The following is a 15,294-nucleotide window of genomic DNA, read 5'->3' on the forward strand; positions in this document are numbered from 1 at the left end:
TTCTATATCTTTGGTTTGATCAAGAAACTTGTTTGACTTCCTTGATTTCAAAATCCTATCACCCGGTTTAATTAATAATAGTCAATCTGGTAACACTCAGGTGAGTCAATATGAATAATGTATGACATCTTCAGTTATGAATAAACAGTTCTGTCTAAATTAAAAGCAATATTTATTTTTAGATATATCATAAATTACTCACTTGCAATAGACAGACTATTCTAACTAGAAAAGAAGAGATGAATGATTGAATTTATGTCCTGATTATAGATATCTATCTTGGAGAAATCGGCGATATTTTCTTCACTCTAAACAACAGAATAACGCAATTATAGGCTTTCGGACTCTTTAGCTGATAACTAATTGTAACTACGAATACTCTTTGTAAATTAATTGGTCAGCGCAAGTAAATTGGCCCAATGTATGATATTCTTTATTTATAGGGAATCTAATAAAAGGACGAAAACTCCTTAGGTTCCTTTGAAGTGAGTATCAGACCAGCCTCATCATTTATTGGTGACGGCATAACGTTAATCGAAGTGGAGCAAAGCCGTTAAAAATTCGGTTTTTCGTTTGGCGAAGCCGTTGCCATAGGGTAGGCTGGACTGATTTTTTTATGTATCTTCCTTCAAGGGAAAATAATGTTTTTCTTGCTGTGATGAAGCAAAAATTTCTCATTCACCTGCCGTCGCTGTGGAAGTTTTTTGAATTTTTGTTTACAGTATTGCGACTAATTTTTAGCACCCTTGTTGTATCTCGTATCCCACTCATATTTACTGCTATATCTGTAATAAGCTGTTTGACTTCTAGCAGATAGCTGCAATATTTACAGTGCTGGATAGACGGCTAATGTCCACTGTCTGACTACGTTGATGCTATCACAACCTCGACAGTAAACTCTTTCAAAAACTACAACTCCATTTTGATTCAACACTCTGCTTGATTACACCATAATCCTGGAGCCAAATCAACAAGTCTGCGCCATTACCGAGGTTTTTATGCGGAAGATTGCTATTTATGGGAGAGGGGGAATTGGCAAGTCTACAACGACTCAAAACGTAGTGGTTGGACTGACCGATATGGATCGTAAGGTGATGGTTGTTGGGTGTGACTCGAAAGCAGACTCTACCCGGCTCCTGTTGGGGGGATTCCATCAGAAGATTGTACTCGATACGTTGCGTAAAGAAGAAGATGATGTGAATCTAGAAGACTTCCGCCAGGAGGGATGGGGGAAGACCCTTTGTGTGGAATCGGGTGGGCCAGAACCTGGTGTAGGATGTACAGGTCGAGGTATCCTGACATCAATTGGGTTGCTGGAACAACTTGGTGCCTATGATGAAGCAGTTAGACTTGATTATACATTTTATGATGGTCTGGGTGAGATAGTATGCGGTGGATTTGTTATGCCCATTCGTGAACGCAAAGCTCAAGAAATTTACATCGTCACTTCTGGGGAAATTATGGCAATGTATACCGCCAACAACATCTGCCGAAGCATTCAGAAGTATGCTCCTATAAGCGGTATACGTTTAGGAGGATTAATCTGCAACTCTCGCGAAGTCGATCAGGAAGATGATTTGATCAAAGCTCTGGCAGAGAAACTGGGCACTCAAATGATTTACTCCATACCCAGAGACAACATGGTGCAACGGGCAGAGTTCCACCGTAAGACGGTGATTGAGTATGCTCCTGAGTCTGAACAGGCGCAGCATTATCGCAACCTGGCAACGGCAATTGACCAGAACACAGATTTTGTGGCTCCGAAATCTATGTCTAACGATCAGCTTGAGGAACTGCTAGTAAAGTTTGGGTTGTTTGGCTAGGACAATGCAGTAGGGATTATCCCTCATCCAAAGTGTCTGGAGCAATTGGCAACCTCTGACTCGAAAAAGCAGAAAAACTGCGTAAGCTTCTTACCACCATTTGAGAAATCGACGTTGTGAACCACGTCAAAATTTGTCTACCTCATTGAAGGAGTAGAACTTATTATGTTGACTGAAGAGGTTTTAGTCCAAAAATTTATCACCGTAGCTGAGGGTCGCTGTCCCAAAGTCGGCGAGTTGCTCCAGTACTGCCACGTCGAACTCGTAAACTCTTACTGGGGCTGCCCCCCGAAACTTATACAACATTTTGTTGTATATTATCCTAACATGCTGTTTGCCTCAGTCAATGCCTACAAAGACATTTTCAGAGGCGTTGCCCAAGATTTGGGGATAGCGGACGCTGTTTGCATAAACGCCACACGCATTATTCGCGATCGCGCCTCAAGGTTGAAGGAAAAGAACCCGATCCTATGGTTGGAACTCCAGTGGGTGGCAGTACCAATAAAAAAAGGCAATGGGTATCTAGATCAGGACTTACCGCAGTCGGACTAAAAGTTGTGTTGCCGTAACTAAATATCACGCGAAAACTGAGAGTTTTTGAATACCCGATGCCTTGGGGTTTGAGCATTTTCTCTTGATGACGACCGGCTTGGTTAGCAGATGAGCAAAAGGCGATCGCCAAATTGTATCCACAAATGCAAGTATTTTGGCAAGACGTATGCTATGCTTGCAGCAAAGAAGTGAAATTGTCAAAACATCAATATGTCTTCCAATAAAAACGCCAAAAACTAGCAAACCTTGCTATTGCCCCAACATATTAAGTTTGTCAGCTGTGGCTTTTTCTAACGGAGAGATACAGTCTCATGAAACTGGACGTGCATCTTTGCAACAACCTGAAGTCAATTAGAACTCGCTTGGGCATGAGTCAGCAAGATTTAGCTAATATGGCTGGCGTAACCCGTCAGAGTATTGGTGGTGTGGAATCGGGACAATATGCTCCTTCAGTTGCTATCTCACTGCGTTTAGCCAAGGCGCTTGGCTGCCCAGTCAAGGACTTATTCTGCTTTAAGGAAGATTTATCAGAAGTTGAAGCAGTTCTTGCCAAATCAGTTAAGAGCGGACAGCAATTGCGAGTTAGTCTAGCGCGGGTTGGTGGTCAATGGATAGCTTATCCCCTGGTTGGGAACGATGCTTTTCACATCGAAATGATTCCGGCTGATGGTGAAGCAGTTGCGGTGAGCCACCCCGTTGCGGGGGTTCCCCCCGTTGTAGGGAGTGGCGTTAGCGCAAGCGGTAGTGACGTAGGAGCGTCACCCGTAAGGGTGGACGGGTTCCCCGGCATAAGCAAACTGCTGAACCCGGAGGGTGAAGCAGTTGCGGTGAGCCACCCCGTTGCAAAGAGAAGTCTGAGCAAAGGAAACTTCAATTCAGAACTTTCGAGTGTTTCCCCTGTTGAGGAACTGGCGAAAGGGTTAAGAGGTATAATCACACTGCCGTTCTCCGATGGGGTTAAGGCATATCGGGAGGGTGAATTACAGAACCAAACAGGTACAAATAAAGTTCTGGTTCGGCTGCTTGATGATATCGATAAATTCCAAAATACAGTTGTGATTGCTGGTTGTACGCCGATGATTTCCCTCTGGGCTAGAGCAGCTGAACGTTGGCATCCGCAACTGCGAGTTCATCATATTTTCGCCAACAGTATGACAGCATTGCGTAGTCTGTGCCGAGGTGAAATTCACATTGCTGGGATGCACCTGTACGATCCGGAAACTGGAGAACATAACATTCCCTATGTACGGGAAACTTTAGCTGGTAGGAGTGCAGTTTTAATCACTCTTGGAGTTTGGGAAGAAGGACTCTTGGTTCCACCAGGAAACCCAAAGGGAATCAAAACAGTCAGCGACTTAGTGGAATTAGGAATAACTATTGTCAACCGTGAATTAGGTTGTGGTAGTCGTATGCTTTTGGAACGCAAACTCCAAGAAGAACAGATACCATTGCATACAGTTAAAGGATTTGACCATATCGTCCACAACCATCAAGATATCGCTCTATCTGTAGTGTCAGGAATTGCTGATGCAGGTGTCAGTACGGCATCTGTAGCTGCTGCCTTTGGGTTGGGATTTATCCCCCTACATCGATCGCGATACGACTTGGTGATTCTCAAAGAATACTTGGAAGAAACACCAATACAGCAATTGCTTAGTAGCTTGGGACATCGGCTAGTCCAATCGCAATTAGAGATTCTCGGCGGCTATGACATTAGCAATATAGGGGAAATTGTAGCAAATATTTAAACTGGAGTGTCAACATAATTCGTAATTCGTAATGGGCTACACCCCGCTACGCTAACATAATTCGTAATTATTAGCCCACTCCTAAGGAATATGTGTTTTAATTTCCACAACTCAAGTTAGTTGCTCTGTCTTTCAATTACGAATTACTCAAGCAAATAAAAATCACACAACAAGTTAGCCGCTCATGAATCATCACTTCACTATGAACAAACATCCGATTCAAATTAACGATACAACCTTAAGAGATGGCGAACAAGCAGCAGGTGTAGCCTTTAACGTTGAAGAAAAAATTGCGATCGCCACCTTTCTTGATGCCATTGGTGTTCCAGAACTGGAGATTGGCGTTCCGGCAATGGGGCAAGAAGAAGCAGAGTCGATCCGAGCCATTGCCAGTCTGGGATTAAACGCCAAATTACTGGGCTGGAACCGGGCTAATTTGTCTGATATTCAGGCATCGATAGATTGTGGTTTGGAGCGAGTGCATATTTCCGTTCCTGTCTCAGAAATTCAGATTGCCGCCAAGTTTGGGGGCAAGCAGCAGAAAATGCTAGATCTTTTGCGGGATGCGATAAATTTCGCTTGCGATCGCGGTTTATCTGTATCTGTTGGTGGAGAAGATTCCTCTAGAGCCGATGAATCTTTTTTGCTGGATGTGGCCTTTTATGCTCAAGAGTTGGGAGCTTTTCGGTTTCGCTTCTGTGACACTGTAGGAGTTCTCGATCCTCTGACTACTTACAGCAAAGTTCGCTCTCTTGTGCATCATCTATTCATTCCCATAGAAATGCACACGCACAATGACTTTGGACTGGCAATGGCGAACTCGCTGGCTGGTCTTGAAGCAGGGGCGTTATCGGTTAACACCACGGTAAACGGGATCGGCGAACGGGCAGGCAATGCGGCGCTGGAAGAAATCGTGATGGCACTGAAACACATCTACGGTATCCAAACGGGCATTGATACAAAACGGCTGTTGGAACTGTCACGGTTAGTTGCTAAAGCTGCCAACTGGCCGGTTCCTCCCTGGAAAGCGATCGTGGGTGAAAATACCTTCGCACACGAATCGGGCATTCATGCTCACGGTGTGCTGCAAAATCCGGGTACTTACGAACCGTTTGCGCCGGAAGATGTTGGTTGGGAACGTCGCCTTGTTGTAGGCAAACATTCTGGTCGGCATTTGATATTCAGTGTGCTACAAGAACATGGAATCACGCTCAGTCAGCCAGAAATTCAATCAGTGCTAGATGCTGTAAAGCATCAGTCAGTAAAAGTTAAGCGCAGTCTCACGGTTGAAGAACTCCTGAGTTTGGTTCCCCAAGGGTAAACGCACACATCGAGCAAAACATTAAGTTGCATTGTGCTTTTACCTATTAAAACGTAAGTACATCAGCTTCTAAACTTTCATCAGTTTGACAACAGAAGATTTGAATCAAAAGTGAAGTTGGTTAAGAACGCATAACAATTCCGCCGCAGGCATCGCAATTATTGTACTAACTGCTAAGATATTACCAATTATGTTGGTATTGGCTATGCCGAGAAAAAAGCAAGGATGGATCACTTTTCAATTGTCTACAGAAGAACGACAACTTCTGGAGCAATACTGTCAAGAGTTTCAACGCACTAAGACTGATGTGTTGCGCTCCCTGTTGCGTAATCTTCAGCCAAAATTACTCAAACAGCAGGCGAAGCAGTTTGATTATGGCGAGGTTGATCTTGACCTACTTTGAAAAGTGGTGAAGAATCTCTATCGCTAAAGCGAGTTGTCTTGCGTCCAAACAAACTCGTAACAGGGAAGTTGATAGTCCCTCTGAAATCGTAAAAAAGGGTTCAGGTTCAAAAGTTGACTATGAGAAATCCTACACAAATATTGCGATGCCTGCCGTGGTCACTGAGCTTTGCCGTTCGCGTAGCGTCTCGTAGAGAAGTGTGGGCAAAGAAAGCCATCGCGCAGGGACTGAGATTCCCTTCAATTGAGAAATTGATTGGAACAACTCTCTAACCGTTCCAGTGATGAAACTTCTGCGGTTGAGCAGAGCTTCTTGATGTAGCGGTAAATTGATTGTTGATGTTCTAATGCCACTTGATGTCCAGGGTAGTCAGGATTGGTTAATTCTACTAAAGCATTTTTTTTCTACCATGCTTAATTTTCAGTCGATTCGTGCCACAGCAATGCAAAAAGTCCCATATAATTGGGCTTTGATCAAAAACCTGCTTTCAACAGAAGCAAGTTTAGAACTAACTGCGAGTTTTCCCCACGAAGAGTTTCGCCTGTCGGAGGGAGAGGGATACGGATACTCCTGGGGAAAGATGCTTGCCACTAGCGAAGATATTTCCTTGATGCTCAAATCTAACGATAATCGCTGGCGACAGCGGATGGCACAAGGCAGACTTACTTGTGACTTGGGACACCTCAGTAATGTCTGGCAAGAGTTGATAGAAGAACTGTGGACAGATTCTTACCGCTCAGCAATAGCCGAAATGTCTGGGTTGGAACTAGATAACTGTGTAATGGATGTTGGATTTCGTCGGTATAACTTAGGACATCTGCATCACCCCCATACAGACGAGCCGAACAAAGTTTTAACTCATCTGCTATTTTTCAATCAACAATGGTCTGAAGAGTGGGGAGGCTGTTTGCGAATTCTCAAAGACTCCCAGCCGGAATCTGCCTTCCAAGATATTCTACCTCTGAGCGATTCCTCAGTTGCGATCGTGCGTTCTGATAATTCTTGGCATATGGTAACTCCGCTTACTTCTCCTGTATCGGAGTCTCGGCTAGCTTTACGAGTTGCTTTTTTTCGGAATAGTCGTCTAACTTCAGATTTCGGAGAAACCCAGCTAGCTGTGTAGCAGTCAAACAATTTTAGATTTTAGATTGCCGATAGCGCAGCGTAAAGCCTGCGGCATGGCAACTCTTAGAGAGTCCGCGACCGTCTTTTGGATTGACCCCGACCACAAGGGTAGTACGGCTGCTGAGGATTTTGGATTTTGGACCTGTTCCGCCATGCGAGTTGCTCTACTTGTGGAAACCCTAGCGCCAAGGGAGAAGACCGCACTCACTCCACTAGGGACGGGGCATGAACTGAAATAATTTTTAATTCTTCAATCCAAAATCTAAAATCCAAAATCTAAAATTGGCACGGTCAAGTCTTTTCTTTCTACTTTTGTCAGAAAATCAGCCTCCTGATTTTCTGGTTCTTCCTTGTCCTCCTTATTTCTCGTGGTTGATAATCCCTCTGAAATCGTAAAAAAGTGTTGGAGTTCAAAAGCTGACTATGACTAATCCTACAGAATTACTGCGATCGCGCTACGGTGAGATTCCCTTCAATTACGAAATTGACTGGAATGACTCTCTAGAAACACTACTATCTCACCGTTCAGTTCGGTCTTATCTATCTGACCCTTTACCACCAGGAACCCTGGAATGGCTAGTTGCAGCTGCTCAATCTGCTGCTAGTTCAGCTAATTTGCAAACCTGGAGTGTGGTAGCGGTTGAAGACCAAGAGCGTAAAGCAGAATTATGCAAGCTGTCTAATAACCAAGTATGGGTTAACCAGGCTCCTGTATTTTTGGTTTGGTTAGCAGATTTAGGTCGGATGGCTCATATTGCTGACAGTCGCGGACTACCTCATGTGGCTCTGGATTACATAGAACTGTTGTTTAAAGCAATAGTCGATGCCTCGGTGGCAGCGCAAAATGCCACTCTAGCCGCTGAATCTGTTGGTTTGGGAACGGTATATATTGGCGCAATCCGCAATAACACCCAAGAGGTAGCAACACTACTAAATTTGCCACCTTTTGTGTTCCCCGTATTTGGATTGTGTGTGGGTTATCCCAATCCTGAGGTACAACCTGCTATTAAGCCACGTTTACCGCAGTCAGCTGTACTGCACCGGGAAACCTACAAATTGGCAGAACAAGATGAAGCGATCGCTCACTACAACGATATCATGAAGGAATTCTATACTGAACAAAAGATGAATGCTGCTGTTGATTGGTCACAAAACTCAGCCGAGCGGATCGCAACTTTAGACTATTTAAAAGGATGCAAGAACTTACGTGAAACTCTCAACAACTTCGGCTTAAAGTTGCTATAAAAGGAGTCAGCAGCCAGAAGACACCGCAAGGCGGAAGTCAAAAGTCAAAAGTCAAAAGTCAAAAGTATTATGGAGTGGGCTTTTTAGGGATTTTAAATGGTTGCTCTATTTACGCCGTGGCATACTAGTAGAGAATAAGCTACGCGCAGTCGGGACTAAAGAATAACTTCTGATGTCTGCACCAAAACTTATGACGCTTAAAGATTTGTTACCGCTTCACTAAAGACTCAAAGGGTGCATTCCAGTCTTCAAAGATAATTTCAGTGCGTAAGTCCTAAGGAATAAATAGACTCGCTAAATCGCCAGCCCCAGCAATTCTCCTGCTTGAAACCTTTATAATAATTTAGGGAATCTGAAGGCATTTAAGCAGTCAACAGGCGAACGATTTAATGGGTATTCCAGCAAGCTTTATCTCTCCAAAAAGGGCTGAACTGTAAGAATCGCTCTTGTCATGAGAATTGCTGACCAAAAATGTAGAATTTACCCCGTGAAACCAAAGGAGCTTCAAACAATGAATATGAAAGAGTTGTCTACCAAAGACCTCAACAAACTACGCTCTCAAGCCAAAATAATTGTTAATCGAGTAGAGATTTTCGTAGAAACTTACTTATTAGAAACCTCTCTTGATGAGAAGATGATAAACGAAACCTTACAAGAGATCATCAAGGCTGCGAATAACTTAACAACCGCAGTATCCAAAATTAAAACCGTAGAAACGGTGAGTGGTGACTTGAACGGTTCAAAATAGTTTAATCGGGCTGAGTGGAACCCCATAGCTAAATAATGGGGATTGAATACAGTACCGAGTTATGAGTGCTGAGTAATCGACGCTAGATACTCAGCACTATTTTGGTTAGGGAGATAAATGAATCTAGACTGTTAAGAAATACTATGCTAAAAGGGCTAACTTCAAATTTAAATAATTGGTTGCAAAGAAATAGAATTGTCCGGAACTTGGAGTTTTTTCAAGATTTTATTATCATTTCTCTCTGCCTGGGTTTATTCTGTGTGATGTTGATCCGACTCGGAGATATGTTCTTCTCCTTTTTGCATCCCTTGGATTTGCGGCAAGTAACATCTGATATCCTGTTCATTTTGATTTTAGTAGAGTTGTTCCGCCTGTTAATTGATCATCTACAACAACAGAGAACGTCCGTGACCGCAGCAGTGGAAATTACTATTGTTTCTGCTTTAAGAGAGGTAATTTTACGCGGTGTTCTCGAAATTCCCCGTGACCAAATTTTTGGGATAGCGATATTTTTACTAGTGTTAACAGGAATTATGGTTGCTTTACCTTGGATATCTCGTTTTCTTGAGCATGTGAAAATTCCTCACCCCGAAACAACAGAAAAAAACCAATTTCTGGCTGAAAATCATCTAACTTCTGATTAATTGTAACCACAAATACTGTTTGAAAATTAGTTGGCGATCGCAAGTAAATTTGCCAGATGTATGATATTCTTTATATATGAAGAATTAAAAACGCAAAAGTTCTTCAAAAAAAAATAAGGTAGACATAAGAATCACTAGTATTATGAGCTTGAACTATGCAAAATTTTCTCTTAAGGGTATAGTTTTTGCATCTTGTTAGCTCATAAGCCAAGAAGTGAGGTTGATTCAGTCAAACATCTTTGATTAGCGTTCAGCCAATAATAAACGTTCTCAGTTCAGCTATGCAGCGTTAAGCGCCTTCTGAGTATTTTTCACTCAAGTCCCTCGTTTCTTGCCTATTAACCTTCAATGGCACTGCAACATTGGGCGTAATAATGCCCAAAGCCTATTTGGTGGAGTGCATCAGATTCCAAGGCTTTTACCTATCGAAATGAAGCTGCCCTATAAAAATAATTCTCATAATGAGAACTACTGCTGTTATTTTGACAGTTTTTAAGTCCAACCTGAGTCGTTATATAAGTCAAAAGGTTGTGAGTCTTAAGGGTTAGAAGTCATTTTTATGACACCAAATATCAACTTCTAACTAATAGATTGACTAGAAGATAATGCTTGACTTTATTACATCTTTCAACGACCACAATTTACCCTACCCAGATACAATTCATCCCATCGTTGTCCACTTCGTAATTGCGATGGTGATGTTTGCCTTTGCCTGCGATGTAGTTGGTTATTTCACTGGTAATGCTCATCTTTTTGAGGTGAGTTGGTGGAATATGTGTGTCGCCACGATCGCCATCTTTATTGCCGTCATCTTTGGTCAGTTTGAAGCTGGCTTGGCAAAACCTTACGATGCTGTTAAGGCAGTACTGAACATGCATACACTGCTTGGCTGGTCGCTGTCTGGAATTATTGCAGCGATTACAGCTTGGCGTTATGTACTTCGTACACGCAATCCTGACAAATTACCGATTCATTATATGATAGCGGGGCTGTTTTTAACCCTAATAGTTGGCTTGCAAGTATATCTTGGAGATGAACTTGTTTGGGTATATGGACTGCACACAGTGCCAGTTGTTGAAGCACTAAAAAATGGAATTTTGCGATGAGATCGGAACTAATTGACCAATTAAGTAGACAACTAGGTGCCAACGGACTGCCTTACACCATTCCTATTCATCCTAACTTAGTCCATTTCACCCTGGGTTTGTTCATCATTGGGATTACCTTTGATATCGTTGGTGTGCTGTTTCCTTTGGAAATATGGGTCTTCAAATATTTTGCGATTACTGTAAAACGTGCCAACTTCTTTGATGTTGGCTGGTACAACATGATCGCTTCCAGCATCATCACTTTTTTCACCGTGGGGACAGGCTTTTACGAAATGCTTTTAGCTGCACCACCTACTGATGTCAAGAGTGCCTGGGGATTACAGGCAATGCAAACCATGATTTGGCATGGTATAGGTGGCGTCTTTTTATTAGCACTGATTGTTGGCATGACTATTTGGAGAGGGTGGCAGCGCTACATCTGGGATAAACAAGCATATAAACAGACAGATAGAGAAGTGCAGTGGATCTATCTGTTCGCAGGCATAGCAATCATGTTCATTATGTTCATCCACGGCACACTAGGAGCGCAACTAGCCACCGAATTTGGCGTACACAATACAGCAGATAATTTGCTGCGATTGGGCCAAGACCTGAACACAACACTCAAATGAGTCATTAGTCATTTGCCCATGCCCCATGCCCAATAACCAAAGACCATGAAAATCCAGAAGATTTTAAATATTTTGACGCTGCTTACAGGCGCGTTGGCATTGCCCGCCGCAGGCATCGCCGTGACTACTCTTAGTCTCTGGATTGGTAAACAGGCTTATTTTTGGCTTCCTCCACAAGCAGCAGCCGAATCCCAACTAATTGATGATTTGATTAGCTTCTTAGTAACCCTCGGTGCCTTCATCTTCTTGGGAGTAACAAGTACTCTGATGTATTCTGTGATCTTCCATCGGGCAGTCAAAGATGACTTCACTGACGGCCCCCCAATTGATGGTAATGTGGCAGTGGAAGTCGTCTGGACAGCCATTCCAATTCTCTTGGTGTTTTGGATTGCAGGTTATAGCTACCAAGTCTATGAGCAAATGGGGATTCAAGGACCGATGGAACTTGTCCATCTGCATAACCCGATGGGGATGGAATCGGCCTATGCAGCACCACAAAAGGACTTAGCAAAACCTGTTGAAAAGATTGATGTTCTAGCTAAACAATGGGCTTGGGTGTTCCACTACCCTGAGAAAGATATTACCAGTAGCGAATTGCATTTACCTAGCGATCGCCGCGTGCGTTTGGCACTGCAATCACAAGACGTTCTCCACGGCTTCTACATTCCAGCATTCCGCCTCAAGCAAGATATTATTCCTAACCACACCATCGACTTTGAATTTACCCCCATCCGTGCGGGTAAATATCGGCTTACCGATTCCCAATATAGCGGCACATACTTTGCCACCATGCAGGCGAATGTAGTTGTCGAATCACCAGAGGATTACCACCAGTGGTTAGCCAAAGCCGCAACCCAAAAACCATCTCCCGCCAACAATCAAGCAAATTCTGAGTATGCCCAAGCAGCCAGTAAGTCAGTAAAAACTGGTTGGGTCAGAGTTGCACCTGCGGCACCTCCTTTGGTCAATTATCCCGGTTGAAAGGAAACGAATCGATGACAAATATCCCAATTGAAGGCATTTTCCCTAGTGAGAAGCCGCACCACGAAACGACCAACGGCTGGAAGAAATACTTCAGCTTTAGCACCGACCACAAGGTTATTGGTATTCAGTACCTCGTTACTTCTTTCTTCTTCCTTCTCATCGGCGGTATTTTTGCGATGGTGATTCGGGGAGAACTGATTACACCCGAATCTGATTTAGTTGATCGCACCGTCTATAACGGGATGTTCACTATGCACGGCACTATAATGCTGTTTTTGTGGACATTTCCCTCCCTAGTTGGTTTTGCTAACTATCTCGTGCCTTTAATGATTGGGGCGCGAGACATGGCATTTCCCCGCCTCAATGCTGTTGCCTTTTGGATGGTGCCAGTGGTGGGAATTCTTTTGATGGGTAGCTTTTTGGTTCCTGGTGGCCCAGCCCAAGCGGGTTGGTGGTCTTATCCACCAGTCAGCCTCCAAAATCCCACAGGTAACTTGATTAATGGGCAAGTTGTCTGGTTGTTGGCGGTGGCAATTTCCGGTGTGTCCTCGATTATGGGGGCAGTTAACTTTGTCACCACCATCGTCAAGATGCGGGCCCCAGGCATGGGCTTTTTCAGAATGCCGTTGTTTGTCTGGGGAGTGTTTAGCGCCCAGATTATCCAACTATTCGGACTACCTGCACTGACAGCAGGTGCGGTGATGTTGCTGCTCGACCTCACAGTTGGTACTAGCTTTTTTGACCCCGCCAAAGGTGGGAATCCAGTAATGTTCCAGCACTACTTCTGGTTCTACTCTCACCCCGCCGTTTACGTGATTATTTTGCCTGTCTTTGCGATTTTCTCGGAAATCTTCCCAGTTTATTCACGTAAACCCCTATTTGGTTACAAAGTAGTTGCCGTTTCATCCATCTTGATTGCACTAGTCAGCGGTATTGTTTGGGTACACCATATGTACGTCAGCGGTACTTCAGGCTTGATGCGGTTGATTTTCATGATGACAACAATGTGCGTGTCTGTACCTACGGGCATTAAAGTATTTGCTTGGGTGGCGACCATCTGGGGCGGTAAGCTGCGACTGCACACACCGATGCTATTCGCCTTGGGTGCGTTGGTAATGTTTGTATTCGCAGGTATCACAGGCATTATGCTTTCCTCTGTGCCTGTGGATGTCCACGTTAACAATACCTACTTTGTAGTGGGACACTTCCACTACGTTCTTTACGGCACAGTGACGATGGGCTTATTTGCTGCCATCTACCACTGGTTCCCGAAGATGACTGGGCGGATGTACTCCGAAAGCTGGGGTAAATTGCACTTCTGGCTGGCATTCATCGGCACCAACCTCAACTTTTTGCCCATGCACCCTTTGGGATTACAAGGGATGTTACGCCGAGTTGCCTCCTACGCCCCGGAATATCAATTCTGGAATGTTATTGCTAGCCTCGGCGGATTTTTGTTGGGAATATCTACTTTGCCTTTCATTTTCAACATGGTGATTTCTTGGATGCAAGGCGAGAAAGCACCTGACAATCCTTGGCGGGCAATTGGATTAGAGTGGTTAGTTTCTTCACCGCCCCCAGTAGAGAACTTTGAAGAAATTCCGATCATCATCTCTGAACCCTACGGTTACGGCAAGTCCAAACCATTAACAGCTAACCTACGCGAAAACAGTCATTCAACATTGACAAGCGCAGACTGACTTTTATTTGGGAACTAAAACCATTTTAAAATCTCGTTTCCAGGTTATACCTGGAAATGATCTTTATTGGGCTGCTGCCGCGAGTAAGAAAGGCAAAGCCTCAATGAGCGGCATTAAGAGCCTCTGGCTCTTAACAAGGGAATCAGACAATTACACATCGCAGTCTGCAAGGTAAAGGAGAATTCCACCAATGGACAGTTATATCAATTCAAATGAGTTGCATCAGACAAGCGCAGAACATAGCCACGACGAAGAAGGCAACAAGATGTTTGGCTTCATTGTGTTTCTGATGTCTGAAAGCGTCATCTTTTTAAGTTTTTTCGCCGGATATATCATCTACAAAACAACGACTCCTAACTGGCTACCAACTGGTGTTTCAGGATTAGAAGTCAAAGATCCGGCAATCAACACAGTCATTCTAGTTGCCAGTAGCTTTGTCATCTATTTAGCAGAAAAAGCCCTCCAACGTCATGACTTGAAAGGGTTTCGCCTGTATCTCTTGGCAACGATCGCAATGGGAAGTTACTTTTTAGTCGGACAAGCGATTGAATGGAGCCATCTGGAGTTTGGCTTCACCTCCGGGACATTCGGTGGCACATTCTACTTGTTAACAGGCTTCCACGGTTTGCACGTTCTCACTGGTATTTTGTTGCAGATAATTGTTTTGGGTCGCTCTTTCATCCCTGGTAACTACGACACAGGTCATTTTGGTGTAAATGCCACCTCTATTTTCTGGCACTTTGTTGATGTTATCTGGATTGTTTTGTTTGTGCTAATTTATCTCTGGCAATGAAACTCCGTGCTCTGAGGTTTTGTGCAGAAAATAGCTATTAGGACTTACACAACGTTCCGGTTGAGCGGCTGCTAGCAAACTTTGCATCCACACAAAAAGCTTTCGGAAGTCCGCTCTAACCGGATTGTTAGGTTTCTCGTGCTGCTCGGTTCTTACGCACAGCATAACTCCAACCCCTATTGATGTATCCTTTACTTTCTTGGTTTTTCCTTTTCTCAACTACCTTTTCTGAAAAATCAATTAATAATTTATCTTTATCTTCATGGATGGGTGCTTCGTAATACTCAGCAGCAAAACGATTCAGCAAATTGTCATCTGTTAAAAACTTCTTTTCTTTATCAATAGCTGTAGCTAATATCAAAATATCATTAACAGTATTGCGAACATTATCTTTACAGTTATGCTCAGATGTAAACTCTGAAAATAAGCTCAAAGCCTGTTTTACTGATGATTTAGTTAAAGAGTAGCAATAGTAACCATTGTCCAAA

At 43.5% G+C, this 15,294-nt stretch carries 15 protein-coding genes and 1 pseudogene; 14 read left to right on the forward strand and 2 right to left on the reverse strand.

The features are described 5' to 3' along the window. Positions 1 to 678: 678 nt before the first annotated feature. Positions 679 to 840: an IS1-like element transposase gene (locus tag V7K85_RS36415; RefSeq protein ID WP_442940556.1), complete on the reverse strand. Its 162-nt coding sequence runs from the start codon at positions 838 to 840 to the stop codon at positions 679 to 681. Between the two features lie 158 nt (positions 841 to 998). Between V7K85_RS36415 and nifH the strand changes: the two genes are divergently transcribed. From nifH to V7K85_RS08200, 14 genes and pseudogenes are all read left to right on the forward strand, one after another. Beyond that, positions 999 to 1,823, forward strand: coding sequence for a nitrogenase iron protein (nifH, locus tag V7K85_RS08135; protein WP_334812552.1), 825 nt, complete (start codon positions 999 to 1,001; stop codon positions 1,821 to 1,823). 165 nt (positions 1,824 to 1,988) lie between these two features. After that, entirely contained in the window at positions 1,989 to 2,375 is a 387-nt protein-coding gene (locus tag V7K85_RS08140) for a hypothetical protein (protein WP_334812554.1), read from the forward strand. A 311-nt stretch (positions 2,376 to 2,686) separates the two neighbouring features. Next, on the forward strand, positions 2,687 to 4,123 hold the full coding sequence (locus V7K85_RS08145) for a substrate-binding domain-containing protein (RefSeq protein ID WP_334812556.1): 1,437 nt from the start codon (positions 2,687 to 2,689) through the stop codon (positions 4,121 to 4,123). 202 nt (positions 4,124 to 4,325) lie between these two features. Then, a complete protein-coding gene (gene nifV, locus V7K85_RS08150) occupies positions 4,326 to 5,444 on the forward strand; it encodes a homocitrate synthase (RefSeq protein WP_334812558.1) in 1,119 nt (372 codons plus the stop codon). Between the two features lie 205 nt (positions 5,445 to 5,649). Continuing rightward, positions 5,650 to 5,778: pseudogene (locus V7K85_RS08155) on the forward strand (TOBE domain-containing protein); the annotation flags it as partial. Positions 5,779 to 6,193: 415 nt separating this feature from the next. Next, positions 6,194 to 6,970, forward strand: a complete 777-nt coding sequence (locus V7K85_RS08160) for a 2OG-Fe(II) oxygenase (protein WP_334812560.1) — start codon at positions 6,194 to 6,196, stop codon at positions 6,968 to 6,970. A gap of 425 nt (positions 6,971 to 7,395) precedes the next feature. Next, complete coding sequence (locus V7K85_RS08165; RefSeq protein ID WP_334812562.1) at positions 7,396 to 8,217, forward strand: NADPH-dependent oxidoreductase; 822 nt, start codon at positions 7,396 to 7,398, stop codon at positions 8,215 to 8,217. A gap of 511 nt (positions 8,218 to 8,728) precedes the next feature. Further along, positions 8,729 to 8,965 (forward strand): hypothetical protein, encoded by a 237-nt coding sequence (locus V7K85_RS08170; protein ID WP_334812564.1) that lies wholly within the window; start codon positions 8,729 to 8,731, stop codon positions 8,963 to 8,965. A 143-nt stretch (positions 8,966 to 9,108) separates the two neighbouring features. Further along, positions 9,109 to 9,609, forward strand: a complete 501-nt coding sequence (locus tag V7K85_RS08175; RefSeq protein WP_334812566.1) for a phosphate-starvation-inducible PsiE family protein — start codon at positions 9,109 to 9,111, stop codon at positions 9,607 to 9,609. Between the two features lie 605 nt (positions 9,610 to 10,214). Further along, entirely contained in the window at positions 10,215 to 10,715 is a 501-nt protein-coding gene (locus tag V7K85_RS08180; protein ID WP_334812568.1) for a DUF2231 domain-containing protein, read from the forward strand. Beyond that, positions 10,712 to 11,329 (forward strand): DUF2231 domain-containing protein, encoded by a 618-nt coding sequence (locus V7K85_RS08185; protein WP_334812570.1) that lies wholly within the window; start codon positions 10,712 to 10,714, stop codon positions 11,327 to 11,329. The genes V7K85_RS08180 and V7K85_RS08185 overlap by 4 nt, the downstream gene beginning before the upstream one ends. 45 nt (positions 11,330 to 11,374) lie before the next feature. Further along, positions 11,375 to 12,310, forward strand: coding sequence for a cytochrome c oxidase subunit II (locus V7K85_RS08190; RefSeq protein ID WP_334812572.1), 936 nt, complete (start codon positions 11,375 to 11,377; stop codon positions 12,308 to 12,310). Between the two features lie 14 nt (positions 12,311 to 12,324). Next, a complete protein-coding gene (gene ctaD, locus V7K85_RS08195) occupies positions 12,325 to 14,013 on the forward strand; it encodes a cytochrome c oxidase subunit I (protein ID WP_334812574.1) in 1,689 nt (562 codons plus the stop codon). Positions 14,014 to 14,203: 190 nt separating this feature from the next. Next, complete coding sequence (locus tag V7K85_RS08200) at positions 14,204 to 14,806, forward strand: cytochrome c oxidase subunit 3 (RefSeq protein ID WP_334812576.1); 603 nt, start codon at positions 14,204 to 14,206, stop codon at positions 14,804 to 14,806. A gap of 127 nt (positions 14,807 to 14,933) precedes the next feature. Here V7K85_RS08200 and V7K85_RS08205 read toward each other — a convergent pair whose 3' ends face one another. After that, positions 14,934 to 15,293, reverse strand: a complete 360-nt coding sequence (locus V7K85_RS08205; protein ID WP_334812578.1) for a hypothetical protein — start codon at positions 15,291 to 15,293, stop codon at positions 14,934 to 14,936. Position 15,294 lies beyond the last annotated feature (1 nt).

This window comes from Nostoc sp., assembly GCF_036917615.1.
Taxonomy (GTDB): Bacteria; Cyanobacteriota; Cyanobacteriia; order Cyanobacteriales; family Nostocaceae; genus Nostoc.